This is a genomic window from Pedobacter frigidisoli, assembly GCF_004331675.1.
Classification (GTDB): domain Bacteria; phylum Bacteroidota; class Bacteroidia; order Sphingobacteriales; family Sphingobacteriaceae; genus Pedobacter; species Pedobacter frigidisoli.
In genome coordinates, this window is the sequence record NZ_SJSN01000007.1 from 131,180 (window position 1) to 156,378 (window position 25,199).

Consider the following 25,199-nt stretch of genomic DNA (forward strand, 5'->3'; position numbering starts at 1 on the left):
GATATAAATAACAAATGAAAAAACTATTCATCGCCTTATTAAGTTTTGCGGCCACAACCAGTTTCGCACAAAATGTAGGCAAAATTACAGATCCTGTAGATTGGATAAACCCGTTAATGGGAACGCAATCCAAACCAGATTTATCCAACGGAAATACTTACCCAGCAATAGGTTTGCCTTGGGGAATGAATATGTGGTCGCCACAAACCGGAAAAAGTGGTGATGGATGGGCTTACGTTTATAGTGCAGATAAAATTCGTGGCTTTAAGCAAACTCACCAACCATCTCCTTGGATGAACGATTACGGATCATTTTCAATTATGCCGGTTACGGGTAAAATGGCTTTCAATGATGATGATCGTGCAAGTTGGTTCAGCCATAAGGCAGAGGTTTCTAAGCCATATTATTACAGCGTTTACTTAGCTGATGCTGATGTAACGACTGAAATTACACCAACAGAACGTGCTGCACAATTTAGATTTACTTTCCCTAAAACGGATAGTTCTTTCGTAGTGGTAGATGCTCAGAATAAGGGCTCATACATCAAGATTATTCCTGCGGAAAGAAAAATTATCGGCTATACTTCTAAATATGCCCGCGGACCGCTTCCTAAAAACTTTAAAAATTATTTTGTAATCTATTTTAACAAGGATTTCAAAATTGCTAAAACTTGGGATGATAAGAAACTAAACAACAAGGATTTAGAATTAACGGTTGATCATGCTGGTGCTGTTATTGGTTTCGCTACTCAAAAAGGCGAGCAGGTAACTGCGAAAGTGGCTTCGTCTTTCATCAGTTTCGAACAAGCTGATATCAATTTAAAAAGAGAATTGGCAAACGATGGTTTCGATGCTACAAAAGCAAAAGGTAGAGCTATTTGGAACAAAACATTAAGCAAAATTGCTGTAGAGGGTGGCACGATCGATCAAATGCGTACTTTCTATTCATGCATGTACCGTACCTTGTTTTTTCCAAATAAATTATATGAGGTTGATGCTCAAAATCAAATTGTTCACTGGAGTCCTTACACAGGTGAAGTTAAACCTGGATATATGTTTGCTGGAACAGGTTTTTGGGATACCTTTAGAGCTTTGTATCCTTTCTTAAACTTGGTTTATCCATCGATAAACAAAGAAATGCAACAAGGACTAATCAACGATTACAAAGAAGGTGGATGGTTGCCAGAGTGGAGTAGCCCAGGTTACGCAAACATTATGGTGGGTAATAACTCGGCTTCAGTAGTTTCTGATGCCTACATTAAAGGTATGCGTGGTTACGACATTGAAACTTTATGGCAAGCTTTAAAGCATGGCGCAAACAACGAAGGTCCGATGGAAGCTGTTGGTCGCGATGGTGTTAAATATTACAATGAGTTAGGTTATGTTCCTTTTGATGTGAAGAAAAATGAGAATGCCGCTAAAACATTAGAATATTCTTATGATGATTTCACCATTTACCAATTGGGGAGAGCTTTGGGTAAACCAGCTTCGGAGATTGATGTCTACAAGAAAAGAGCAATGAATTATAAAAATCTTTTCGATCCAGCTTCTGGCTTAATGCGTGGTAAAAATCAAGATGGAACTTTCCAAAGCCCTTTTAGTCCATTTAAATGGGGCGGTGCTTTTACCGAGGGAAATAGCTGGCACTACACTTGGTCTGTTTTTCAAGATGTTGATGGCTTGGCTAAAATGATGGGTGGTCATCAGAAATTCGTAACCAAATTGGATTCGGTTTTCTCTATGCCTCCAGTATTTGATGAAAGTGCTTATGGTGGCGTGATTCACGAAATTCGTGAGATGCAAATTGCAAACATGGGTCAATATGCGCATGGAAATCAGCCAATTCAACACATGATTTATTTGTACAACTATGGTGGTGCTCCTTATAAAACTCAATATTGGGTTAGAGAAACCATGAATAGAATGTACAAAGCAACTCCAGATGGTTATTGTGGAGATGAAGATAACGGTCAAACCTCAGCTTGGTATGTATTTTCAGCAATGGGCTTTTACCCAGTAACACCAGCTGTTGATCAATATGTTTTAGGTGCGCCTTTATTTAAAAAAGTTACTTTAACTTTAGAAAACGGCAAAACTGTTGTAATCAATGCACCAGCAAATAGCGATAATAATCGTTATGTACAGGCATTACAATTAAACGGAAAGCCTTATACAAAAAATTGGATTAGCCACAGTGGCTTGCAGAATGGTGCAGTGTTAAACTTCAACATGACTGCTACTCCAAATAAAACTAGAGGATCAAATCCTGCTGATTTCCCTTATTCGTTATCAACAGAAAAATAAAATACTTATCCATCGGATGAATTATTCGTCCGATGGATAAATTTAAAATATTTAACCTTAACTGGGTTAAAACTAACAAACCAAATATGAAAATGAACGTCTTAAAGGCGGGTTGCGTAAGCATTTTATGGCTTGGCGGAACCTTACTGGCTTATGGTCAGCGTCTAGATCTAAAAGATCTTTCTGCATTTAAAAATCCTGCAAATTCTTGGTCGATAGTTGGAAATGTTTTCGCTGATTTAAACTCGGAAAACACTTTAAAAACAACGAAAGGTGAGGGAATCCTTGTCAATACATCAACAGAAAAAAAAGCTGGATCCGATTTATATACTGTCAATGAATATGGAGATGTGTCGGTAGAGTTAGATTACCTAACGGCAAAGGGAACTAATTCTGGTATTTATCTTCAGGGTAATTATGAAATTCAAATTGATGATGCGTGGGGTTTAAAAACGGCTACATCATCTAATAATGGTGGTATTTATCAACGTTGGGATGATTCGAAACCCGAAGCTGATAAAGGTTTTGGTGGCGTAGCTCCTCGCCAAAATGCAAGTAAGGCACCAGGATTATGGCAACACATCAAAATCATTTTTCAAGCGCCAAAGTTTGATGGCGCTGGTAAAAAAACTGAAAATGCCAAAATTGTAAGCATTGAATTGAATGGAGTTACTATTCATGAAAATGTAGAATTGTTTGGTGCAACCAGAGGTGCAGCTGGTGCTGAAAAAGCAAAAGGTCCATTGCGTTTGCAAGGCGATCATGGTTCTGTGGCTTTCAAAAATATCGAAATTAAGGAGTTGTCTTCGATTCCCCAGAATAATCAAGGAAATGATGATGATCCGATTTATGTGGATGCAGCTAGCAATAATATGATTCGTAGCTTTGTAGATGTTGGTCGTGGTGTACGTTCTGTGCATGCCATTTCAGTTGGCGGACCAGAAAAAGTAGCGTTCAGCTATGATTTAGATAACGGAACATTATTGCAAGGCTGGCATGGTGGTTTTATCGATGCAACGCCCATGTGGCACGATCGTGGAAACGGAACTTCTCGCCCGCTCGGCAGTGTAACTCGTTTCACTAGAAAACCGGTTTTAGCAATCGCTAAGTTGGCAAGCGATCAAGATAAATGGATTGCAGATACTGCAGGCACAGGTTTCAAAACTAAGGGTTATGTGATGGATAAACAAGATCGCCCAGCGTTTAAGTATTTCGTCAATGGAACAAATGTTACTGATGCCATTACGGTTATGGAAAACGGACAAGGATTAACACGAGAAATTTCTGTAGATCAACCCTCAAAAGATCTTTACTTTTTATTGGCCTCTGCCTCGAATATTGAAGAGGTTTCGAAAGGATTATACTTGGTTGATGATAAATCTTACTATCTGCAACTTGCCGATGGATCTGCAAAACCGATTATTAGAGATGTTGACGGCAAGAAAGAAATTATTGTAGCAATTGGAAGTAAGTTAAATTATACCATTTTGTTTTAATTAGAATGACGATGAGAAATACATTTAAAACATTAGCAATACTGGCATTAAGTTTTAGCTTTTCTACAGTTTTTGCGCAAGAAACACCGAAAGAAGAAGATTTTTTCAGAATAAATAAAGTACGCATACCCGAAGGTCCAATCTTAGAGGTTGGTGGTTTAATCACTTTACCAAATGGAGATTTAGGCGTTTCTACACGTAGGGGCGAGGTTTATATTGTCGAAAATCCCACAAGCCAAAAGCCATACTGGCGTAGATTTGCCTATGGTTTACACGAAATTTTAGGTATTGCCTACAAAAACGGAGCGCTATACGTGGCGCAACGTGGCGAGCTAACTAAATTAATCGATAAAGATCAGGATGGTAAAGCTGATGTTTACGAAACCGTTTATGCGTGGCCTTTAAGTGGTCATTACCACGAATATAGCTTCGGACCAAAATTAATGCCAGATGGTACTTTTATGGTTACTGGTAATGTTGCCTTTGGCGATGAAGAATGGTGGCGAGCAGAAAGTCGCGTACCGATGCGTGGTTGGGCGATGAATATTACCGAAGATGGTAAAATGATGCCTTACGCGGCGGGTTTTAGGTCTCCTGCAGGAATTGGAACATTAGATGGTCAGTTCTATTATACAGAAAACCAAGGTGATTGGGTTGGTTCTGGAGGTTTATGGAAAGTAAATAAAGGTGATTTTATGGGCCATCCGGCTAGTTTAAGGTGGACCAATCTTCCAAACTCTCCTGTTAAATTGCAATCTGATTTTTTCTACTCTAAAATGGATGAACGTAGGATTAAAAATGAACAAGGAAGATACATCAAGCCAGAAAATAGAGTAAACGAAACTTTTAAAACCTTATTCGAAATGAAAAAGGTTTTCCCAGAATTGCGTTTGCCACTTGCTTGGTTGCCATACGGTATTTTAGGAATTTCATCTTCAGAACCTGTTAAAATTCCTGCCAATACATTTGGTCCGTTTGCCGGTCAAATTTTGGTTGGCGATCAGGGAATGAGTATCATTTCCAGAATTTTTATGGAAACCGTTAAAGGCGAAGAGCAAGGTGCTGCATTCTTATTTCGCAAAGGTTTTCGTTCTGGCGTTTTAAGATTAGAATGGGGAACTGATGGATCATTATTTGTAGGAGAAACCAACCGTGGTTGGGGATCTGCTGGTGATGCAAACGAGGGTTTAGAGCGATTGGTTTACAACAATAAAACACCTTTCGAAATGAAAGCAGTTAGGGCAATGCCTGATGGTTTTGAGGTTGAATTCACCATGCCCGTTGATCGTAAATCTGCAGAGGATTTAGCTTCCTATAATGCAGAAAGCTTCATTTATAAATATCATCCTGTTTATGGTTCGCCTCCAGTAAATACCGAAAAATTGAAAATTTCTGGGGTTAAGCTATCAGCTGATGGATTAAATGCCAGAATTATCGTTTCTAATCTTCGCCAATATTATATCCATACTTTAACATTGGATGGTGTAAGATCAAAAGATGGTTTTTATTCGCTGATTCATCCCGTAGCTTATTATACTTTGAATCAAATTCCTGATGGAGCGAAGCTGTCGATGAGTGAAGTGAGTACTAAAAACTCTGAAGCGGTTGCGGCAGCTCCTACAAAAAACACAGCAATTCCAAAAGTTGCTGCTGGTAAAATGCCAGAAGCTAAAGGAACGGCGACCGCTGCAAAAGCTGCAATAACAGCACCAGCGAAAGCACCAACCTTTAAAGAAGTAGAAGGCTTGTTAACTAAGAATACTTGTTTGGCTTGCCACAATACAACCAAAAAACAAATTGGCCCGGCTTTCGTAGAAATCGCAAAACGGAAATATTCTCAAGAGAAAATTTTTCAATTGATTCATAATCCACAGCCCCAAAACTGGCCAGGATATGCAACGGAAATGCCGCCAATGCCTCAAGTTACCAAAGCAGAAGCCTACAAAATTGCCTTATGGATAAACTCATTAAATAAATAGAAGTTCAGTTTAGTTGTTTAAACGGTTGGCGGAAACGCCGACCGTTTTATTTTAAAATTTGTAGAAAGAAAAGATGAAGCGTACCCTATTGTTAGTAAGTATATTCTTATTAACCTGCTTTGCAGTGAATGCACAGCAAATATCCGGAACTGTAAAAGACTCTAAAAGTGAGGCAGTAGCCAATGTTACCGTTCAAGCGTTAAATACTAATTTAAGCACAACTACAGATGCCAATGGTAACTTCGAATTGAAGAATACCACTGCAGGAAAACTAACCTTAAAATTCAGTGCGATTGGTTTTGCTACAGCTGTGAAAGTTGTCGAGGCTAATCAAACACTGAATATTGTATTAACAGAGAGTAATTCAAAATTAGATGAAGTAACGGTTTCAGCGCAAAAGACGGAAGAAAATGTTCAGAATATTCCTGCGAGTATCAGCACTTTTTCAGCTTCTAAGATTGTAGATTACCGCATTCAGAATACCAGAGATTTGGCAACCATTGTTCCTAACCTTTACAGCAGCAACCCTGGAGATGGTAGAAATGTAACTTCCATACGTGGAATTGGAACTACTTCTTACGACCCTGCGATTGCAACTTACATTGATGGTGTGAATCAATTCGGTTTGGATAGTTATATTTCATCGTTATTTGATGTAGAACGAATTGAGGTTTTACGTGGACCGCAGGGAACTTTATATGGCAGAAATGCAATGGGTGGCGTGATCAATATCATTACAAAACAGCCAACAAATGTAACGAGCGGTTTTGCTGGCGTAGATATTGGCAATTACGGTCAGCAGCGATACAGCATTGGCATTCGAACTCCTTTAATTAAGGATAAATTATTTTTTGGTGCCGCTGGTATGTACAACAAGCAAAATGGTTTTTATACTAATGAGTTTAACAATACCAAGTTCGATAAACTTCATGGGTTTTTAGGGAACTATTATTTGAAGTTTCTGGCTTCATCGAAATTTGATTTAACCTTAAATGTAAAACATAACGAAAATAGAAATAACGGAACCTTTCCATTAGCAAGTTCGATTGAAGAAGCTTTGGCAAACCCCTTTAAGTTGAATCAAAATTCTACAACTGAAATGGTCGATAATTTGTTTAACGTTTCGTTATCGGCAAACTATTCGGGTGATGATTTCAACTTCAACTCTCAAACCGCTTATCAATCTAACTATCGATATTACAAACAACCCATTGATGGTGATTTTTCTCCGGCTGATATCATTTCTATCGTAAATGATTATGGTAAGGATTACAATAAAGTGCAGGTTTACACTCAAGAATTTAAGTTCAGCTCGCCAGCTTCCAACCAATCGAAATTTAAATGGGTAGCAGGGCTTTATGGTTTTTATCAAACAAATCCTGTAAAGCAAGGATCTTATTTTGGAGCTGATGGCGCATTTTACGGAGCTGAACCTTACACTACAGCAGTAAACATCAATTCTGGTAAAGGTTTAGGTTTGGCAGCATTCGCTCAGCTTTCTTATCAGGTTACAGAAAAGATAACAGCAATTGCAGGCTTGAGATACGATTACGAACACAAAAAATTATTGGCGTCAGGTGAATACTTAATTCCAGGGTACGATCCAATTGTTACGCAAGGCGATACCTCAGCTCGAGCAAATTTCAATGCCATTTCTCCGAAGTTTAGTCTCGCTTATGCTGTTGCTGAAAACAACAACATTTATGCAAGTTACACAAGAGGTTACAGAGCAGGTGGAATTACGCAATTGGCTTCTGACCCTACAGCAAAACCATTGGATGCTTACAAACCTGAATATAGCAATAACATCGAAATTGGTTCGAAAAACACATTTTTCGATCAACGTTTAAGTTTAAATGTTGCCGCTTTTTATATTTCGGTAACTGATGCACAAATCCCCGTTTTAATTTTGCCAGATGCTTTAACAACTACGCGAAATGCAGGAAAATTAACGAGCAAGGGTATTGATTTGGAGCTTTCTGCTAGACCAATAAGAGGATTAAATGTGGATTATAACTTCGGATATACTGATGCCAAATACAAATCATTAAACTTATTTAAAGATGGTGAAATGGTGAATTTAGCTGGAAACAGACAAATTTATACGCCAGAAATCACTTCGATGTTTGCCTTGCAATATGGTTATGAAATTAACAAGGCAGCTAAATTAAATGTTATTGCTAGAGGAGAATGGTTATTTACAGGAAATCAGTTTTACGATTTAAGCAACCAAGTTCAGCAAAAGGGGTACAATATCTATAATGCCAAAATTGGTTTTTCAGCTAAAAACTTCGACTTGTTTTTCTGGGGACGAAACCTTGCCAACAAAACTTATGTAGATTATGCTTACGATTTTGGTGCAGCACACTTGGGTAATCCAAAAACTTATGGGGTAAGCTTGACTGGGAGATTTTAATAGCAAAATGCGTTTAAAATAAATGCTAAAAAGAAATGGGGATTCCACAATTTGCAGAATCCCCATCATCTAAATTAACGCTCTCATATACATAAACGCTGTAAAATGAATTTATTGCATGAGCAGTAAATTTTTTTTTGCTTTTTTTGTGCAGGTGTTGGTTGCATCTTACAACTTACGAAGTTTCAAAGGGCAGGAGCGTAGGAGAACTTCGTAAGTCTAATTAGTTCTAACCTCAGTCTTTGTTTCTTTCTCAATAAGTAAACTATATTTTCTTATTTTTACTTTATGGCCACGATAGATAAAACCCAACAAGATGCTGAAAAACTAGCTGCCGCTTTGGCTGCAGTAAAACATGTAAAAGATGGAGATGTTGTTGGTTTGGGAACAGGTTCTACCGCAACCTTAGCCATACAAGAATTAGGCAAAATGGTAAGAGCAGGCTTAAAAATTACAGCGGCTGCAAGTTCCATCAGAACAGAAGTTTTAGCAAAATCCTTCGGAATCGAAATACTTGATCTGGGAAGCTTAAGTGTAATCGATATCAGCATAGATGGTGCAGATGAATTTACCGAATCTCTTGATTTAATAAAAGGTGGTGGAGGAGCATTGTTTAGGGAAAAAATCATTGCCACACTGAGTAAGAATGCTATCATTGTTACTGATGCCTCAAAAAAGGTAAAAAAGCTTGGAGCTTTTACAGTCCCGGTAGAGGTTATTCCACTAGCTTACCAATATGTTTTCGATCAGGTTGCAAAGCTTGGAGGTAAAGGAATTCTGAGACAAGCCGACCATAAAACTTTCATCACAGATAATGGGAACTACATTATCGATGCAGATTTCGGCTTAATTGATGATCCTGCAAAATTGAATATATCGCTGAATCAAATTAATGGTGTTTTAACCAATGGCTTGTTCATAGGCTTAACCTCTAAAGTAATCATGAGTGATGGAACGGATATCGTTATTTTTGAATAATATTTGCGTTAGTTTTTTGAGATTGCTAGCGTTAACAATGGAAGCGGCATCCTTTTTGGCTTTTTCTGCCAAAAAGATACAGCGGACAGCGTGTTAAAACGCCCTAATAACAATTATGCGGTTTTTTTTCAGATGCATGTTCATGAAATTCTCACCGACTTTTTTATCTTTCACATATCCTCAAAATATTTTTACCGATGGTTTTATTTCACTCACCGATATATTAAAGTTATTGGAGGAAAACCCATTCCACAGCGTTAGTTTTCGTGATACATTTGAATATAAAAACAAAGGTCATGGAAAATTTAATCAAAAAAAATCAAGCAGATAAACAATTAGGTTTAGGGATTTTGATTGTTGTAATCGGTTCTGTATTCTTACTCAGAAATTCGGGAATTGATATCCCGCATTGGGTATTGAGCTGGCATACGATTATGTTGGGTGCAGGTTTGTGGATTGGTTATCGCAAAAATTTTCAAGGCAGCGGCTGGTTAGCCTTAACTATAATTGGTGCGATATTCACCATGAAAGATATCTCAGTTTTTCACTTTGAATTGTCTAGAATCACTACAGCATTGGCTTTAATCGCAATAGGTTTATACGTGATTTTGAAACCAAAAGGAATCAAAAACTTCGAAAATTATCATCAAGAGAAAACAGCCGATTTTTCAGATCTGAACAAATAAAATTCACCACTCCATCATATATCAAAAAGGGACATTTTTAAATTTGTCCCTTTTTTCTGTGAAAAAATCTGTAAAAAAGAAACGGGGATTCCACCTATTAGGCAGTATCCCCGTCATCTAAATTAACGCTCTCACATACATAAACGCTGAGATATGAAAATATTGTATTCCTAATCAGTTTTTTTAAAAAAAAATATTTGAGGAGCTTTCATTTGTATCAATAACTCCTCAACTCGATGCTTAAAACGATGTTATTTCTAATGATGCAATAATTAGATAAAGTGAAATGTTAAAAATAGTTAAAACAAAATAAGCATTTAGTTTAAAGCGATTTGAGCGCCAAATATTATTAACTTTGGTACATTGCAAACAACCAAACCCTATACATGAAGAAGAGTATATTATTCGTAATCGCTTTACTATTCGCAACATCGGCATTTTCTCAAAATGTTATCCAGCTATTTAACGGAGCGAACGATTTTTTTAAACTGCTACAAGAAGAAAAATTTACCGATGCTCATGCGTTTTTTGATGATACCTTAAAAACAAAACTCACTGAGGATAACTTAAAAAAACTTTGGACTGATCTTGGAAGCAAATACGGAAAGGCTGAGTCTTTTGATGCGATTCAAAGCAAGGCTCAAGGTGATTTTTTTGCCGTAACCGTAGAAGGTAAGTTTGCTAATGGCGATCAAAATTTTATTTTAGGATTTAACAAAGCGCAAAAAATTGTTGGTATTTTCTTAGGATCAGCGAAAGTTGCATCAGCTTATTTAAAACCTGCTTATGCTGATACGAATTTATATCGTGAAAAGGCAATCTACATTGGCGAGGCGAAAAGACAATTGGCCGCAATTGTAACCACTCCTAAAAATATTAAAAATTTCCCAATGGTTGTATTTGTACATGGCTCTGGTCCTGGCGATATGGATGAAACTGTTGGCGCAAATAAACCCTTTAAGGATTTGGCTACAGGTTTAGCATCAAAAGGAATAGGATCTATTCGATATGTAAAGCGAACGTTGGTTTACCCGAATGAGTTTACAACACAATTTACAGTTAAAGAAGAAGTTTTAAATGACGCAGCTTCGGCAATTGCAATGGCAAAGACCGTAGTTGGTGCCGATCCGAAAAGTATTTATGTTTTCGGGCATAGTTTAGGCGGAATGTTAGCTCCAAAAATTGCAAGCACCGCTCCAGAATTAGCGGGAATTGTTTTGGCTGCCGCTCCAGCCAGAAAATTGACGGATATTATCATTGATCAAAATAAATACATGTTCGATTTATCGAAAGATACCACAGAAGCCAACAAGAAACAATTGGCAAATGCGGTAATCGAAATAAATAAAAGTAGAATTTCTCAGCTGGGTACTACTATAAAGCCAGATTCGGTTATACTAGGTTTGCCAGCAAAATATTGGGCTGATTTAAATTCCTACAATCAAGTAAATGTGGCAAAAGGCTTAACTAAGCAAAAAATTTACATTCTTCAAGGTGGGAATGATTTTCAGGTTAGTAAAACTGATTTCGATTTATGGAATACTGCCTTAGGAAAAAAGAAAAATGTTACCCTTAAATTTTATCCAGAATTGAATCATTTATTAAGTACTCAAATAGAAAAGGGTACGATGGCACAATACCAAATTCCGGTAAATGTTTCGGATGTCTTGGTAAATGATCTGTCACTTTGGATTAAGGGGAAATAGTCATTCCAACTAAGTTATTTCACAAAACCTCGACCAAACTCGAGGTTTTTTGTTTGCTTTTTATTTTAACCGAATGCCTTGATATTTCATATCTTTAAAGAACGAACTAGATTAAATGATAAACCTATTTTCAGAGGAAGAGAGATTCAATTCTTTGGTTGAAGCATCACCAATGCCAACAGCCATTTACACAGGAGTGAATATGATTATTACCAACGCAAATCAAGAAATGCTGGATTTGTGGGGGAAAGATAGCTCGGTTATCGGTAAGCCCTTAATTGAAGCCATTCCTGAATTAAGCGGGCAATCATTTTTTGATATCCTAAGTTCCGTTTATACTACAGGCGAAACCTATCATGCAAAAGAATCAGAGGCAAGTTTGATAGTTGATGGTAAGTTGCAAACTTTCTATTTTACATACACTTACAAACCTTTAAAAGATAACGAAGGCAAAACCATTGCGATAATCAATACCGCTGCTCATTTAACAGAATTAGTAAAAGCCCGTAAACAAATTACTGAGACTAAAGAACGTTTATCTTTTGCCCTTTTGTCTGCCGAAATTGGAACTTGGGATCTTGATCCTATTAATAACCATGTGAATTGGGATGCCAAATGCCGTGAGCTTTTTGGATTTTCTTCAGCTGGCGAGGTAGAATATAAAGATGTTCTAAGTTGTATTCATCATGATGATGAAAAGATGGTAAATGAGGCTGTTCTAAATGCAATTAACCCGAAAACCGAAGGGCAATATGATATAAAATATAGAACTATAAGTCAGAACGATCAATTAGTTAGATGGGTGCATTGCAAGGGCAAAGCTTACTTTAATGTTGATCAAATTGCTTATCGCTTTGCAGGGATTGCGCAAGACATAACTTCGGAGGTTACAGCCCGAAGGCGTGAGCAACAACTTTTAAGCCTTGTTAATAATAATGCCGACCACATGACGGTTGCTGATATGAGTGGAAACCTCATTTATATGAACAAAGCGTCGAGGTTGTTACTTGGTGTAGATTTAGATGCTGATGTTACCCAGTTAAGTGCTCGCGATTTTTATACGCCTGAAGAATTGGATCGCGTTCAAAATCATATTATCAAAGAAATTGATGTGGTTGAAGGCTGGAAAGGACATATCAGCTTAATTAACCGTAAAACCAAGGATGCGATACCATGCATGGTTAGTTATCTATTAATTAAGGATCCTGTTACTGGTGAAATTATTGGTAGAGGTGCAACAGCGAGAGATTTGAGGCCAGAAATTAGGGCGAAAGCGGAGCTTCAAAAGCTAGCTGCAATTGTAGATAGTAGTGAGGATTTCTGTAACTATTGCGACATTTATGGCAATACCCTTTATATTAATCCATCAGGAATTGAGTTGATTGGTATTAATGCTGACCAAATCTTATCCAGCAATTTGTTCGATTATCACAGTAATTTATCCAACGATAAAATCAAAAATGAGATTTTTCCCGTTCTGTTTAAAGAAGGGAAGTGGTCTGGAGAACTGGAGCTTACTCATCAGCTAACAAATGAAATTATCCCGATTCATAAACAGCTGTACATGATTCGGGAGGAAATTACCAACATCCCCGTAGCCATTGCTGGAATTGCCAGAGATTTGCGACCGGAGCTAAACATCAGGGAAACGCTTGCCAATAAAAATGCTGCACTACAAAATGTTGTTGATGAATTGGAGTTTTTGGCTGATGCCGTTCCACCGGTGGTTTGGTCGAGCAAAACTGATGGTAATTTAGATTATATCAATAGGCGTTGGTTCGATCAAACAGGTAAATCTGATGAGGAAACCTTGGGTGCTCGATGGGCAGAAAATCTTCACCCAGAAGACTTGCCGGGTGCTTTAGTTGCTTGGAAACATTCTTTAGAAACTGGTGATCCTTACGAGACTGAATTTAGGTGTTTAGATAAATATGGCGAATTTCGTTGGTATTTAGTAAGGGCAATGCCTTTGCGAGATACCAATGGCAACATTGTTAAGTGGTACGGAACCAATACCGATGTACATCATCAAAAAGAACTCGAAAAACAGAAAGATAACTTTTTAGGTATAGCCAGTCATGAACTGAAAACACCTGTAACCAGCCTTAAAGCTTACGCCCAAGTATTAGAATCGATGTTTAAAAGATCGGGTGATTTTAAAAACGCCGATCTTTTAGGTAAGATGAATAAGCAAGTAGATCGGTTAACGAATTTGATCAGCGATTTGCTCGATGTTACTAAAATAAATTCTGGTCGTTTGCAATTTAATAATAGCAAATTCGATTTTAATGAAATGTTAGAGGAAGTTATTGAGGATGTTCAACGCACTTCATTTAAGCATATCATTCTCACCGAACTCGACTTTAAAAAGGATATTGTTGGGGATAGAGATCGAATTTGCCAAGTGGTTACCAATTTATTAACAAATGCAGTTAAATATTCCCCAGATGCTAATGAAGTTGTTATCTATACTCAAGATCATGGTAATTTCGTTCAGGTTTGCGTACAGGATTACGGTATTGGAATTAGCCCCGAGCTTAAAGATCATGTATTTGAACAATTTTACCGTGTAAGTGGAAACAGAGAGCATACTTTTCCTGGTTTGGGTTTAGGTTTATACATCTCCTCAGAAATTGTAAAACGACTGGGCGGCAAAATTTGGGTAAATTCTGTTGAGGGCAAGGGCTCTACTTTTTGTTTTTCGATTCCAGTTATCGAACATTAAAATTAAAACCTAATCAACTAAAAATGAGGACTTCGATAAACTGTGGTTGTTAAATAACAAACAATTCAAAAAATAAGGGGTTTAGATTTAAGAAACAATCTAATCAACCTTATTTATGGCAAAGGAAAAAATCACACTAAAAGGAATTTGGGGTGTTTTAAAAGCATCTTTTACAGGTTTTACCGATCATAAGGTTACAAAACTTAGTGGTTCTCTTGCCTATTACACTGTATTTTCAATGGCACCTTTATTGGTGGTAATTATTTCACTTTGTGGGATATTTTTAGGGAGAGAAATTGCAGAAGGACAGGTTTACGCTCAGCTGGAGAGCTTTTTAGGTAGAGAATCTGCCGTTTCATTACAAGAACTTATTAAAAATGCTTATCTCGATGGTAAAAGTACAGTTGCATTAATCATCGGAATAGTAACGCTCTTAATTGGAGCAACAACTATTTTTGGCGATATACAGGATTCTATCAATACCATTTGGGGACTAAAGCCTAAACCTAAAAGAGGATGGGTGAAAATGCTCCAGAATCGTTTCTTATCTTTTTCGGTAATTGTTAGCTTGGGCTTTGTGTTGCTGGTTTCATTAGCGATAACTTCTGTTTTGGATATTTTTAGCAAGAGTTTGCAATCAAGATTTGCTGAGGTTTCTGTCGTGGTTTTTTATATCATTAACCAGATTGTAACTCTGGGCGTAATTACACTGATATTCGGTGTAATATTTAAGGTTTTACCTGATGCAATCATCAAATGGAAAGATGTTTTAGCAGGTGCTGTAGTAACGGCGATTTTATTTATGATTGGTAAATTCGCCATATCCATGTATATCGGACAAAGTGATGTTGGAGGAACTTACGGCGCTACAGGATCGCTAATTGTAATATTACTTTGGACCTATTACTCTTCCATTATACTTTATTTCGGAGCAGAATTTACCAAAGCTTATGCAGTAGCTTATGGATCAGAAATTTATCCATCACATTATGCTGTGATTACCAAAGAAGTAGAGGTAGAAACTGGTGCGAATTCCATTCAAGATAATCATCCTGAAATAAAAGAGCAGATAAAAGAAGAAGAGAAAAAGTAATTTATTCGCCCCAAGCGGTGATAATCAATCTGCGTTGGCCGCCACGGTTACGATGTTCACAAAGATAAATACCTTGCCAAGTTCCAAGTGCTAATCTTCCATTTCGAATAGGAATAGTTATCGAACTGCCTAAGATTGCTGCTTTTAAATGGGCTGGCATATCATCTGATCCCTCATAATCATGTTCATAATTGGGATCATTTTCTTTTACCGTTTTGTTAAAGAACATTTCAAAATCAACCCGAACGGTAGGATCAGCATTTTCGTTTATCGTTAAAGAAGCAGAAGTATGTTGAATAAATACTTGGCAGATTCCTGTGTCGAGTTCATCAATTTGGGGAATGGCATCTTCTATTTCATCAGTAATAATATGAAAGCCTCGTCTTCTTTCTCTAAGCGTTAATGCTTGCTGAAATATTTTCATATTCTTATTGAATTAATTTTCGATGATTTGGATAAGGTCTTTTTCGCTTGCCAAAATGTTTATCTTCATTAAATCAAGGATTGAGACCGGGTCAGTTTGAATTGCGCAGACAGTGTCTGCTGAATTGGGTTAGTCGATTTCCGAGAAATGGTTTTGGGAATTTCATCATTTTTGAATTCGTCAGCCACTGTCTGACTTTTTTCCAATTGCGCAGACACTGTCTGCGTAATTGAATAAGTGAGATAAAATTGGCGAATTTGCTCTAAATTCCTAAAGGAGAAGCCCTTGCCGAATTCTGATATTAGTTTTTCTGAAAGTTCCTTTAATACCCGCTTGCCATACTCAGCTTTTTCTTCTCCTTTTTGCTCTTCTTCTACAATCATTTTACCAACCTCGAAGTAAGCCATGGCCATTGTATTATTAATGGTTTGAGCAACATTTTGCCTTGCTTCGTTAAGCAATTGAATAACCTTGCTATATAATTGCTGGTTGGTAACATCCATTTTTTAACGTGATATATCTTTAGCGGACAAATTACTTATGATGAAATTAGAAATATTTTTAAGTATTAGCTTTAATCAAGCTTTAAATTTTACTTCAAAAACTCTACATTCCAAATTTTTTCTGCCTTTCTGCCAATGAGCCAAAATGATGCGGCTAATACAGAGAAGAAAAGTGCCTTGTGCCAACTATCCCAAAAATACTCGAAATAACGGGTGTAGAGATTGATGAATAGGAAAGTAATTCCGAACTCTCGGGCAATATCATCGTGGTATTTAAGTCCGTATAAGGTGCTGACTAAACAAATTGCAGCAGAGATTAGTGCCCAATAAAATAAACTTAATTGCCTCACATTATACCATTCCTCTAAGCTTGCAAAATTCCCGAAAACGGATAAAGCCCATAAGGAAATGAACAAATATACCATTCCGGAGATATAGGTAACCTGAAAGAAATGTTGTGTTTTGGGTATGGCTTTCATGATAAACGATGCAGCCGTGAGTGCTGCACCAAATACTACGAAACGTAAAGGATAATTCATTCCAAGGAAATAATAATTCCAACGGCTTAAATAACCTGTTTCTGTACCAAACCAAGCGCCTAAAGAAATTAGTGCGAAAATCCAGATCAATCTAGATTTAAAAACATAGCCTAAAGCGCCATAAATAAAAACCGAAATAAGAATTAAGATTGAAAAATTACCAGAACCGTTGTCAATCGATTTTCCAAAATAAGCAACCGCATTGGCAGTTAAAAGAATTGCAGAGAAAACGATAGCCTCATTACTGAACTTTAAATGCGCCAATTTCTTCTTCCTACGGAAACCCAAAATATAAAGCCAACCGGCCAAGCCACCAGAAACAATTGCAATAACAATATTTGGTGTGTTATAAACGCGTTTTAAGTAATTAAGGATGGAGTTATCTATCAACAAAGAACCTAAAGCGATAAAGCCACAGGCTAAAGCTACCCAGAATGCATATTGAGCTAAACGTAGCCAATCGAAGTTTTTTGCCTCATAACTCTTGCGGAGTTTATTGCTTGTTTCTTCATTAATTAGGCCGTCGGTTTGCCACTGCTCAATCATATCATCAAGAAACTCACTTTTTTCTCTGTCAACTTTCATAAATCACGTTATACACGAAGATATAAAAATAAGTCCGGAGTCTTTAGTTGGTAGTAACGAGTTTTGATTATGGTAAACATATACCTAAACATTGGCACCTAGTCTCAAGGCGCTCGACTTCAGACCCCTGACTTTCGGACTGTTATATCACCTCTTTAATCTTTTTATTATTGCCTACAATCCAAATTACATCACCGTTATCAAAAACAAAATCAGACGATGGATTTAAGATCCGCTCCTCTCCACGCTCAATACCAACAATTAAGGCCTGCGCTTTTTCTCTTATTCCTGCGTTTCTAATGCTCAAACCATATACAGGAGATTCTATGTGTACAACTACTTTTTGTAAAGTCATTTCCTTATCTGGAAAGCTTTTTTCGTATTCGGTTTCAGGTAAATCAACCTCAAGAACGGTCTTAACTGCTGCAAGTTGATCATCAGCACCAATTAGAAGAAGTTTGTCGTTAGGGTAAAGTCTTTCGTCTCTTCCGGGAGTAGGAATATTGGTTCTTCCCCTTTCAATCATTGCGATGTTCACTCCATATTTTTCACGAATCATTAAGCTGGCTAACGTTTGCCCTACAACTTCCGATTCTGGAGAAACAGTTAGTTCAGCTAAATGCGTATCCCAAGGTAAAATATCTGGCTTTTGATTTTCTCTGGCATTCAGGTTAAGCATAAATCGTTTCTCCAATTTATCATAAAATGATTGGAGCTTTCTGGCAAAAATAATCATTCCTAAAATGATTAATCCCAAGGCAATTCCAGCAGCAACCCAGGTATCGAAAAATTCATACATTAAAAATCCAACGAAGAAAATACCTAATGCAATTCTAAAAACCTCAATGGCAATTAACGGGCCACGTGTATATTTTTTATTTAGCCACAGGTGAGAATAGGCTGTTTTCTGTATCCTACGGATGGATAATGCCCATAAAAATGGAGACATTAAAATAAAGGAAACCACAACACTAATAATAATTGAGGTTAAACTATTGGCAATATTTTTAACAATAAACGGTTGAACATATCGGTAGGCCAAAAAGATGATGGCAATAATAATAACCGAGTGGACGATGGTATTAAAAATGTAAGAACGTAATAATTTCCGCCAATCGCTTAAGGTTGTAATCCCTTCCGTACTCGAGCTGTATCGCTCAATACCATCTTGCCATTTTTGAGGTAGAACACGTTTTAAATATTGATAAAATGGATCAGATAATTTTATCAGGTATGGCGTTGTAAATGTTGTAATGGCTGCCGCAGCTACTGCAATGGGATAAAGAAAATCGCTGGTTACCTTTAACGTTAAACCCAAAGAGGCGATAATAAATGAAAACTCACCAATTTGGGCCAAACTCATTCCCGATTGAACTGATGTTTTAAGCGGCTGACCTGATAATAAAGCGCCCAAAATGGTAAATAAAATCTTTCCAAAGATGATTACAAAGGTAGCCACCAAGATTGGAACAGCGTATTTCACAAGCATGGAAGGATCGATAAGCATCCCGACAGAAACAAAGAAAACCGCAGCAAACAAATCTTTTACTGATTTGGTTAAATGTTCTATTCGCTCCGCTTGAGTAGTTTCTGCCAAAATTGAGCCCATGATAAATGCGCCAAGGGCAGGGGAGAAGCCAACTTTATCTGCCAATAAAACCATTACTAAACATAAGGCTAATGATACCACAAGCATGGTTTCATCATTCATCAATTTTTTTGTTGCCTTTAAAAAAGTTGGAATTAAAAATATGCCGCCTAGAAACCATAAAACCAAGAAAAAGGCCAATTTAAGGATGGAGAAAAGCATTTCCGTTCCGGCAGATTGTTGACTTACGGCTAGTGTAGAAAATAAAACAAGTAAGAGAATAGCAAGTAAATCTTCTACAATTAAAACCCCAAAAACAAGGCCTGCAAATTTTTTGTGTTTTAAGCCAAGTTCCTCAAATGCCTTTATGGTAATCATGGTGGAGGATATGGATAAAATTCCACCGAGAAATAAGCTATCCATGTTCGACCAGCCCATTGCTTGTCCAACCAGATAGCCTACAAGGATGATGAACAGCACTTTTACGATGGCCGTAATGGAGGCGGAACCGCCAACCTTAACCAGTTTTTTAAAACTAAACTCTAATCCTAAACTAAATAAAAGGAAGATTACACCAATTTCTCCCCAAATATTGATGCTCTTAGTATCGGTAACGGATGGGAAAAAACTGAGGTGGGAGCCAACCAATAAGCCAGCTAAAATATAGCCTAAAACCAAAGGCTGTTTAATTCTTTTAAATATAAGCGTGGTTATTCCTGCTGCTGCAAGAATTAATCCTAAATCGGCAATTAAATCGGGTAAATGCATTTGATAATTAAATCGATAATGATGTAAAATATAAAAACAAGCATAGTTTTATGCATTGTTTACGTTTCTTGAAAATCCGCATCGCTGCGGTTGAGTTAGAAAATACTTACCAAAAAAAGTGTTTTGGATAGCGTATTTTAAATAAACACCAATAATTATATTTTAATCGTTTGATTATTGCATTGGTACTGACTAAATTATTTTTTGAAAAAAGAAATATGAAGAATATAAGTGCGATAAAAGCATTACAAACTGTTTTTACAATAGTATTGTTAATGAAATCTTTCTGCAAGCGCTCATTATCTTGATTTAGATTGGTGTTTAATTTCAAGCGATCTTTACCAGAAACAAAACTAATTTTTGGGATTTTGCTTTGTACATCAATTCTTTTTTCTTGCGCTGCAAAACCCGCAAAATTTAAAGAAAATATAAAGAATATGATGATGTAAAAAAGCCTCATTGCCGCTAATATAACGAAAATGAGGCTATTTTGAAAGATAAAAATGGACTATTATTGCTGTTTTAGAGATTCAAAATAAATTAGCGTAGCTTCTTTGTCTTTTTGGAGTTGAACGGTTAAGGCTTCTAGTCCAGTGAATTTTACATCGTGGCGCAAGAATTTTAAGAAATTCATTTTAATATCCTGGCCGTAAATTTCTTGGTTAAAATCGAATATGTTTACTTCGATATTTCTAGTCATACCATTTATAGTTGGCCTTTGCCCAATATATGCCATTCCTTGGAAAGTCTTAATCGATTCGTGGCAATTCATCTCTACCGTTACCGCATAAATTCCATCGCCTGGAATGAGTTTGTAGGTTTCCTCTACAAAGATATTGGCCGTTGGAAAACCAATCGTTCTTCCAATTTTATCTCCTTTGATAACCCTGCCAAAAATAGAAAATGGATAACCCAAATAATCTGCAGCCAAACTAACATCGCCCGCTAAAAGCGCTTGCCGTATTTTGGTAGAACTCACCGCCACATCATGAATATCCTGTTCCATAATTTCTTCTACTGAAAAGCCGAAATGTAAACCTGCTGTTTTAAGATCGGATAAATTTCCTGAACGATTTTTACCAAAGCGATGATCGTAACCGATAATGATGTGTTTGGTGCCAATATTATCAACTAATGTATTCTTGATATAATCTTCGGGAAGTTGATTGGAAAAATCTCTGGTAAAAGGTGTAATAATTAAATGATCTACACCAAGGCTTTTTAGAATATCTGCTTTTTCGTTTATAGTATTGATCATTTTTAAATTCTGGTTCTCGGGATCAATAATCATTCTTGGATGTGGAAAGAAAGTCAGGATTACGCTTTCGCCACCATCTGCCTTTGCCTTTTCTACCAATTGCCTTATAATTTTTTGGTGGCCAAAATGTACACCATCAAAAGTGCCTATGGTTACAATGGCATTATCTAGTTTTTTAAAATCGGAAAGGTTATTGTATATTTTCAATTTACGCTTTATTTATAGAATTGGGTTTTTGCATGAGGGATGGAAGCGGTATACTTTTTTGTTATTCTTTCGTTAAACCTAAGATGGCATTAACAAAAAAGATTTAGCGTACAGCCCGACCCCTTGCGTAGCTTGGGGGCATGCCCTAATTCCTTTAATTACTTTAGTGTAAGGCATGGCGCTTAACTACGCCACCTTTTAAATCGGCAATTTGTTGTTGTATTACGAATGCATCGGGGTCGATTTGCCTAATTGCTGCTTGCAATTTGCTCATCTCCAACTTGGTAACCACAGTAAAAACGATATCGATATCTTTTTGTTCACCATAGCCACCCTCACCTTTGTATATCGTTACACCACGTTTCATATCTCCAATAATGAATCCCTTTATGGCTTCTTGATGCTCGGAAATGATGGTTACCCCTGTATATTGTTCGATTCCGTTTACAATAAAATCTATTGTGCTAGATGCTGAAAGATAGGTTAAGATTGCATATAAGGCTGTTTCTATGTTTAAGAAATAAGCTGCAAAGGCAAAAATAATGATATTTAAAATGAGGATAATATTTCCAACTGTTAGAATGCTGTTTTTACTGATGTAAAGTGCCAAAACCTCAGTGCCATCGATTACGCAACCGCCACGCATTGCTAACCCTATTCCTCCACCTAAAAATAATCCACCGAAAAAGGCAATTAATAATTTATCGTGTGTGATGGGTTGAAATGGCATAACGATTAGCGCCACAGAGAGTGCAACAATTGCTATGGCTGTTTTAATGGCGAAACCTTTGCCAATTTGCTTATAGCCTAAAATTACGAATGGGATATTGATGATTACGATGAGGTAAGAAAGTTTCCAACCTGTTAATGTGCTTACCAAAAGTGAGATACCTGTAACACCACCATCGATAAAATGGCTGGGCAGTAAAAAACTTTTTAAGCCGAAACAAGCCGAAGTTACACCTGCAATAATTAGAAGTATCTCTTTTAAATATCGAGCATTCTTGTTTTTGATGTGGTTCATGCTTCTTCTTGTGCTTTAGCTTCTTCTTTCTTGCTGCGAATATAATTAACAAGCTCTAGAACCTCAAACGAATTTGAAAGCAAAAAGTTTCCACTTCTTGTTCTGGTTAATTTAGAAAGATAGGCGCCGCTATTTAGTTGCAGACCAAAATCAGAAATAATAGAGCGGATATAAGTTCCTTTGCTACAAACAATTCTAAAATCTATTTCTGGTAATTCAATTCTGGTTATTTCGAATTCTGGCACATTAACAAAGCGTTTTCTAAGTTCTACTTCCTCACCTAATCTTGCCTTAACGTATAAACGTTCGCCATTTACCTTAACGGCAGAATGAGCGGGTGGATATTGTTCGATATCGCCAATGAAAGGTTTTGTGGCGGCGTAAATTTCTTCTTCGGTAATTTGAGATATGTCGAAAGTTTGATCTACTTCCGTTTCCATATCGAAAGATGGTGTGGTTGCACCTAAAATCATGGTGCCAGTATATTCTTTCTCTTCAGCCTGAAAGGTATCTATTTGCTTGGTTAACTTTCCTGTACAAATGATCAACAATCCTGTTGCTAAGGGATCTAAAGTGCCGGCATGGCCAACTTTAAGCTTTAATGGTTTTAAAGAATTTCGAATTTTGCCCACTACATCAAAAGATGTCCATTTGTATGGCTTGTTAATTAGCAACAATTCGCCTTCTGCAAAATTGAAATCTTTAAACTTTGAATTTTCTGTACTCACAAATCTTTTTTGCGCAAAGATACAGATTATATAATTTCCATGCTGTGGCCAGTGAGTAATAAGATGATGATTACCAAGCCGGCAACAATTCTATAATAGCCAAACATTTTGAAGCCATGTTTATTTAAATAGCCAATAAAGCTTTTTATAGCTAATAATGCTACAATAAAAGCAACAACATTACCAACAATTAATAAGTTGGTTTGCTCATGAGTAATGGTGTGGCCCTCTTTATAAAAATCGTAAAGTTTTTTGGCTGTTGCGGCAAACATAGTGGGCACCGCTAAAAAGAATGAGAATTCTGCAGCAACTTTTCTGCTAAGTTTCTGGCTCATTCCACCTATAATGGTTGCACCGGAGCGAGATACTCCAGGAATCATGGCTATGCATTGGAAAAATCCGATTTTTAAAGCAGTAAGGTAATTGATGTTTTCCTCTTCGTTGATGGTTGGTTTGTTAAACCATTTATCTACGAAAAGAAGAATTACTCCACCAACCAACAACGAAATACCAACAGCCATAGGGCTTTCTAGAAGTTCATCAATTTTTTTTGATAATAATAAGCCAAATACAGCAGCAGGAATAAATGCAACTAATAGCTTAACGTAAAAGGTTATTGATTTGAAAAATCTTTTGAAATATAAAACCACCACCGATAAAATTGCTCCTAATTGTATTATAATAGTGAAGAGCTTAACAAATGGATCACTTGCAATTCCCATGAATGACGATGCGACAATCATGTGGCCAGTACTCGAAACAGGAAGAAATTCTGTTAATCCTTCAATTATAGCTAGGATGATAGCTTCAAAATAGTTCATAATGATTTAGATGGCGTAGAATGTAGAAAGCGCCTAATAAAAATTAAGCGTTCTCAATATAAAATTCTTGTCGAAGAGATTATTTTTTTAGAATGGCGTAAATTCCAAAAGCAAAACCCAATAACACAACAATAGGTGCCAATAAAGTTCTTCTAAAATCATAGATATCACCTGTGGTACCCATCATTAAAATGAAACCAACAGCTACAATAGCAATACTGATTAATAATAACTGATAGTTTTTCTTGGTAAAAACCAATTCGCTTTTAACGTCCTTAACAATCGGACTTGTTTTTTTTTCTAATGCCATTATCTGTATAGATGATAAGATTTTAAACGTAAATATCTGCTTACTGCAAACCAAGTGCTAATACCTGTAATAAAAATACCAATGATGATCAAAGCAACAAATACAAAACCAAATTCTTTGTAGTTGTTTAGAATAATAATCTCAGGCACTTCCTTACGAGCATAAATTAACGTAGCCAATAAAATAATAATTGCTATAAATGCAGCAATTAAACCATGTAAGGCAGCAAATAATAAGAAAGGACGTCTGATAAAGTTTTTCGTTGCACCCACGAGCTGCATACTTTTAATTAAAAATCGTTGTGAGTAAATCGCTAAACGTATTGTGTTGTTAATTAGGGCGATAGCTATTATTAGCAACAGCGCTGCAAACGCTAAAATAATTAAACTAATGGTACTGATGTTCTTGTTGACCATATCAATTAACGAACTTTGGTAAACCACTTCCTTAACCACAGGGTTTTTCGAAATGCTGGCCTTTAATTGATCAATACTTTTATTGTTTGCATATTCTGCCTTTAAATAAACATCAAAAGTAGAGGTTAGTGGATTGTAGCCTAAAAAATTTACAAAATCTTCGCCCAAATCTTGCGTTAAATTCCGTGCTGCCAATTCCTTATTTACGTATTGAGTTTGCTTTACCGCAGGATTTGCATTTAATTCTTTCTGAAAAGCCAAAACATCCGTTTCTTTAGCACCTTCATCAACAATAATATTTAATACTATGTTTTCTTTAACATAGTTAGATAGGTTTTTGGCATGTACAAGTACCAACCCAAGCAGTCCGAGCATTAATAAAACCAATGCAATACTAATAATAGTAGAGATATATACGGTTTTGGTTTTCTTAGATGCGTCACTTACTTCGAATTCTTCCATGTATTTGAATTTTGTTTCTGCGAAAATATAAATTATACCTGATAAACACCAATTAAAGCGGTGCTAAATCACATTAACGGATATGTTAAAGATTTAGTTTGATGATAAATTTCTTTAGGTTAAATTTGCTTTTTCTCCAAACGCGGTACGAAATTTGTTTAAACGGCGTTAATTATGATATCTT

Annotated in this window: 20 protein-coding genes; 9 read left to right on the forward strand and 11 right to left on the reverse strand. The window is 36.6% G+C overall.

The window, feature by feature from the left end; translation table 11 throughout:
- Positions 1–14: 14 nt before the first annotated feature.
- From EZ449_RS10500 to EZ449_RS10540, 9 genes are all read left to right on the forward strand, one after another.
- Complete coding sequence (locus tag EZ449_RS10500; RefSeq protein WP_131558433.1) at positions 15–2,303, forward strand: GH92 family glycosyl hydrolase; 2,289 nt, start codon at positions 15–17, stop codon at positions 2,301–2,303.
- A gap of 86 nt (positions 2,304–2,389) precedes the next feature.
- Positions 2,390–3,799: a 3-keto-disaccharide hydrolase gene (locus tag EZ449_RS10505; protein ID WP_131558435.1), complete on the forward strand. Its 1,410-nt coding sequence runs from the start codon at positions 2,390–2,392 to the stop codon at positions 3,797–3,799.
- 11 nt (positions 3,800–3,810) lie between these two features.
- The gene (locus EZ449_RS10510; RefSeq protein ID WP_131558437.1) at positions 3,811–5,778 is read left to right on the forward strand and encodes a c-type cytochrome; all 1,968 of its coding nucleotides are present in this window, start codon (positions 3,811–3,813) and stop codon (positions 5,776–5,778) included.
- Between the two features lie 73 nt (positions 5,779–5,851).
- Positions 5,852–8,194, forward strand: a complete 2,343-nt coding sequence (locus EZ449_RS10515; protein ID WP_131558439.1) for a TonB-dependent receptor — start codon at positions 5,852–5,854, stop codon at positions 8,192–8,194.
- Between the two features lie 288 nt (positions 8,195–8,482).
- Positions 8,483–9,172, forward strand: a complete 690-nt coding sequence (gene rpiA, locus EZ449_RS10520) for a ribose-5-phosphate isomerase RpiA (RefSeq protein ID WP_131558441.1) — start codon at positions 8,483–8,485, stop codon at positions 9,170–9,172.
- 296 nt (positions 9,173–9,468) lie between these two features.
- Entirely contained in the window at positions 9,469–9,858 is a 390-nt protein-coding gene (locus tag EZ449_RS10525) for a LiaF transmembrane domain-containing protein (RefSeq protein ID WP_131558443.1), read from the forward strand.
- Positions 9,859–10,244: 386 nt separating this feature from the next.
- The gene (locus EZ449_RS10530) at positions 10,245–11,564 is read left to right on the forward strand and encodes an alpha/beta hydrolase (protein WP_131558445.1); all 1,320 of its coding nucleotides are present in this window, start codon (positions 10,245–10,247) and stop codon (positions 11,562–11,564) included.
- Positions 11,565–11,679: 115 nt separating this feature from the next.
- Positions 11,680–14,289, forward strand: coding sequence for a PAS domain S-box protein (locus EZ449_RS10535; RefSeq protein ID WP_131558447.1), 2,610 nt, complete (start codon positions 11,680–11,682; stop codon positions 14,287–14,289).
- 115 nt (positions 14,290–14,404) lie between these two features.
- Complete coding sequence (locus EZ449_RS10540) at positions 14,405–15,382, forward strand: YihY/virulence factor BrkB family protein (RefSeq protein ID WP_131558449.1); 978 nt, start codon at positions 14,405–14,407, stop codon at positions 15,380–15,382.
- 1 nt (position 15,383) lies between these two features.
- On the opposite strand, the gene EZ449_RS10545 is transcribed toward EZ449_RS10540, so the two are convergent.
- From EZ449_RS10545 to EZ449_RS10595, 11 genes are all read right to left on the reverse strand, one after another.
- Complete coding sequence (locus tag EZ449_RS10545; RefSeq protein ID WP_131558451.1) at positions 15,384–15,806, reverse strand: secondary thiamine-phosphate synthase enzyme YjbQ; 423 nt, start codon at positions 15,804–15,806, stop codon at positions 15,384–15,386.
- A 68-nt stretch (positions 15,807–15,874) separates the two neighbouring features.
- Positions 15,875–16,309 carry a DUF1016 N-terminal domain-containing protein gene (locus EZ449_RS10550; RefSeq protein ID WP_131558454.1) on the reverse strand — a complete coding sequence of 145 codons (435 nt, stop codon included), beginning with the start codon at positions 16,307–16,309 and terminating at the stop codon, positions 15,875–15,877.
- 89 nt (positions 16,310–16,398) lie between these two features.
- A complete protein-coding gene (locus EZ449_RS10555) occupies positions 16,399–17,433 on the reverse strand; it encodes a DUF2157 domain-containing protein (RefSeq protein ID WP_131558456.1) in 1,035 nt (344 codons plus the stop codon).
- A 142-nt stretch (positions 17,434–17,575) separates the two neighbouring features.
- Positions 17,576–19,789 carry a cation:proton antiporter domain-containing protein gene (locus EZ449_RS10560; protein ID WP_131558458.1) on the reverse strand — a complete coding sequence of 738 codons (2,214 nt, stop codon included), beginning with the start codon at positions 19,787–19,789 and terminating at the stop codon, positions 17,576–17,578.
- 106 nt (positions 19,790–19,895) lie between these two features.
- Entirely contained in the window at positions 19,896–20,249 is a 354-nt protein-coding gene (locus tag EZ449_RS10565) for a hypothetical protein (RefSeq protein WP_131558460.1), read from the reverse strand.
- A 51-nt stretch (positions 20,250–20,300) separates the two neighbouring features.
- Positions 20,301–21,254 (reverse strand): bifunctional riboflavin kinase/FAD synthetase, encoded by a 954-nt coding sequence (locus tag EZ449_RS10570; RefSeq protein ID WP_131558462.1) that lies wholly within the window; start codon positions 21,252–21,254, stop codon positions 20,301–20,303.
- A 163-nt stretch (positions 21,255–21,417) separates the two neighbouring features.
- On the reverse strand, positions 21,418–22,278 hold the full coding sequence (locus EZ449_RS10575; RefSeq protein ID WP_131558464.1) for a YitT family protein: 861 nt from the start codon (positions 22,276–22,278) through the stop codon (positions 21,418–21,420).
- Positions 22,275–23,006 (reverse strand): tRNA pseudouridine(55) synthase TruB, encoded by a 732-nt coding sequence (gene truB, locus EZ449_RS10580; protein ID WP_131558466.1) that lies wholly within the window; start codon positions 23,004–23,006, stop codon positions 22,275–22,277. The genes EZ449_RS10575 and truB overlap by 4 nt, the downstream gene beginning before the upstream one ends.
- Positions 23,007–23,032: 26 nt before the next feature.
- The gene (locus EZ449_RS10585; RefSeq protein ID WP_131558468.1) at positions 23,033–23,827 is read right to left on the reverse strand and encodes an undecaprenyl-diphosphate phosphatase; all 795 of its coding nucleotides are present in this window, start codon (positions 23,825–23,827) and stop codon (positions 23,033–23,035) included.
- A 79-nt stretch (positions 23,828–23,906) separates the two neighbouring features.
- A complete protein-coding gene (locus tag EZ449_RS10590) occupies positions 23,907–24,137 on the reverse strand; it encodes a DUF3098 domain-containing protein (RefSeq protein WP_131558470.1) in 231 nt (76 codons plus the stop codon).
- Entirely contained in the window at positions 24,137–25,015 is an 879-nt protein-coding gene (locus EZ449_RS10595) for a cell division protein FtsX (RefSeq protein ID WP_131558472.1), read from the reverse strand. Before EZ449_RS10595 ends, EZ449_RS10590 begins: the two co-directional genes overlap by 1 nt.
- Positions 25,016–25,199 lie beyond the last annotated feature (184 nt).

Excerpts from the sequence above, each read along its gene's own strand:
- EZ449_RS10545 (WP_131558451.1), bottom strand. The coding sequence starts at position 15,806 with ATGAAAATATTTCAGCAAGCATTAACGCTTAGAGAAAGAAGACGAGGC.
- EZ449_RS10595 (WP_131558472.1), bottom strand. The coding sequence starts at position 25,015 with ATGGAAGAATTCGAAGTAAGTGACGCATCTAAGAAAACCAAAACCGTA.
- EZ449_RS10565 (WP_131558460.1), bottom strand. The coding sequence starts at position 20,249 with ATGAGGCTTTTTTACATCATCATATTCTTTATATTTTCTTTAAATTTT.
- EZ449_RS10590 (WP_131558470.1), bottom strand. The coding sequence starts at position 24,137 with ATGGCATTAGAAAAAAAAACAAGTCCGATTGTTAAGGACGTTAAAAGC.
- EZ449_RS10585 (WP_131558468.1), bottom strand. The coding sequence starts at position 23,827 with ATGAACTATTTTGAAGCTATCATCCTAGCTATAATTGAAGGATTAACA.
- EZ449_RS10560 (WP_131558458.1), bottom strand. The coding sequence starts at position 19,789 with ATGCATTTACCCGATTTAATTGCCGATTTAGGATTAATTCTTGCAGCA.
- EZ449_RS10500 (WP_131558433.1), top strand. The coding sequence starts at position 15 with ATGAAAAAACTATTCATCGCCTTATTAAGTTTTGCGGCCACAACCAGT.
- EZ449_RS10505 (WP_131558435.1), top strand. The coding sequence starts at position 2,390 with ATGAAAATGAACGTCTTAAAGGCGGGTTGCGTAAGCATTTTATGGCTT.
- EZ449_RS10530 (WP_131558445.1), top strand. The coding sequence starts at position 10,245 with ATGAAGAAGAGTATATTATTCGTAATCGCTTTACTATTCGCAACATCG.
- EZ449_RS10515 (WP_131558439.1), top strand. The coding sequence starts at position 5,852 with ATGAAGCGTACCCTATTGTTAGTAAGTATATTCTTATTAACCTGCTTT.
- EZ449_RS10550 (WP_131558454.1), bottom strand. The coding sequence starts at position 16,309 with ATGGATGTTACCAACCAGCAATTATATAGCAAGGTTATTCAATTGCTT.
- EZ449_RS10575 (WP_131558464.1), bottom strand. The coding sequence starts at position 22,278 with ATGAACCACATCAAAAACAAGAATGCTCGATATTTAAAAGAGATACTT.
- EZ449_RS10555 (WP_131558456.1), bottom strand. The coding sequence starts at position 17,433 with ATGAAAGTTGACAGAGAAAAAAGTGAGTTTCTTGATGATATGATTGAG.
- EZ449_RS10525 (WP_131558443.1), top strand. The coding sequence starts at position 9,469 with ATGGAAAATTTAATCAAAAAAAATCAAGCAGATAAACAATTAGGTTTA.
- EZ449_RS10540 (WP_131558449.1), top strand. The coding sequence starts at position 14,405 with ATGGCAAAGGAAAAAATCACACTAAAAGGAATTTGGGGTGTTTTAAAA.
- EZ449_RS10510 (WP_131558437.1), top strand. The coding sequence starts at position 3,811 with ATGAGAAATACATTTAAAACATTAGCAATACTGGCATTAAGTTTTAGC.
- EZ449_RS10535 (WP_131558447.1), top strand. The coding sequence starts at position 11,680 with ATGATAAACCTATTTTCAGAGGAAGAGAGATTCAATTCTTTGGTTGAA.
- rpiA (WP_131558441.1), top strand. The coding sequence starts at position 8,483 with ATGGCCACGATAGATAAAACCCAACAAGATGCTGAAAAACTAGCTGCC.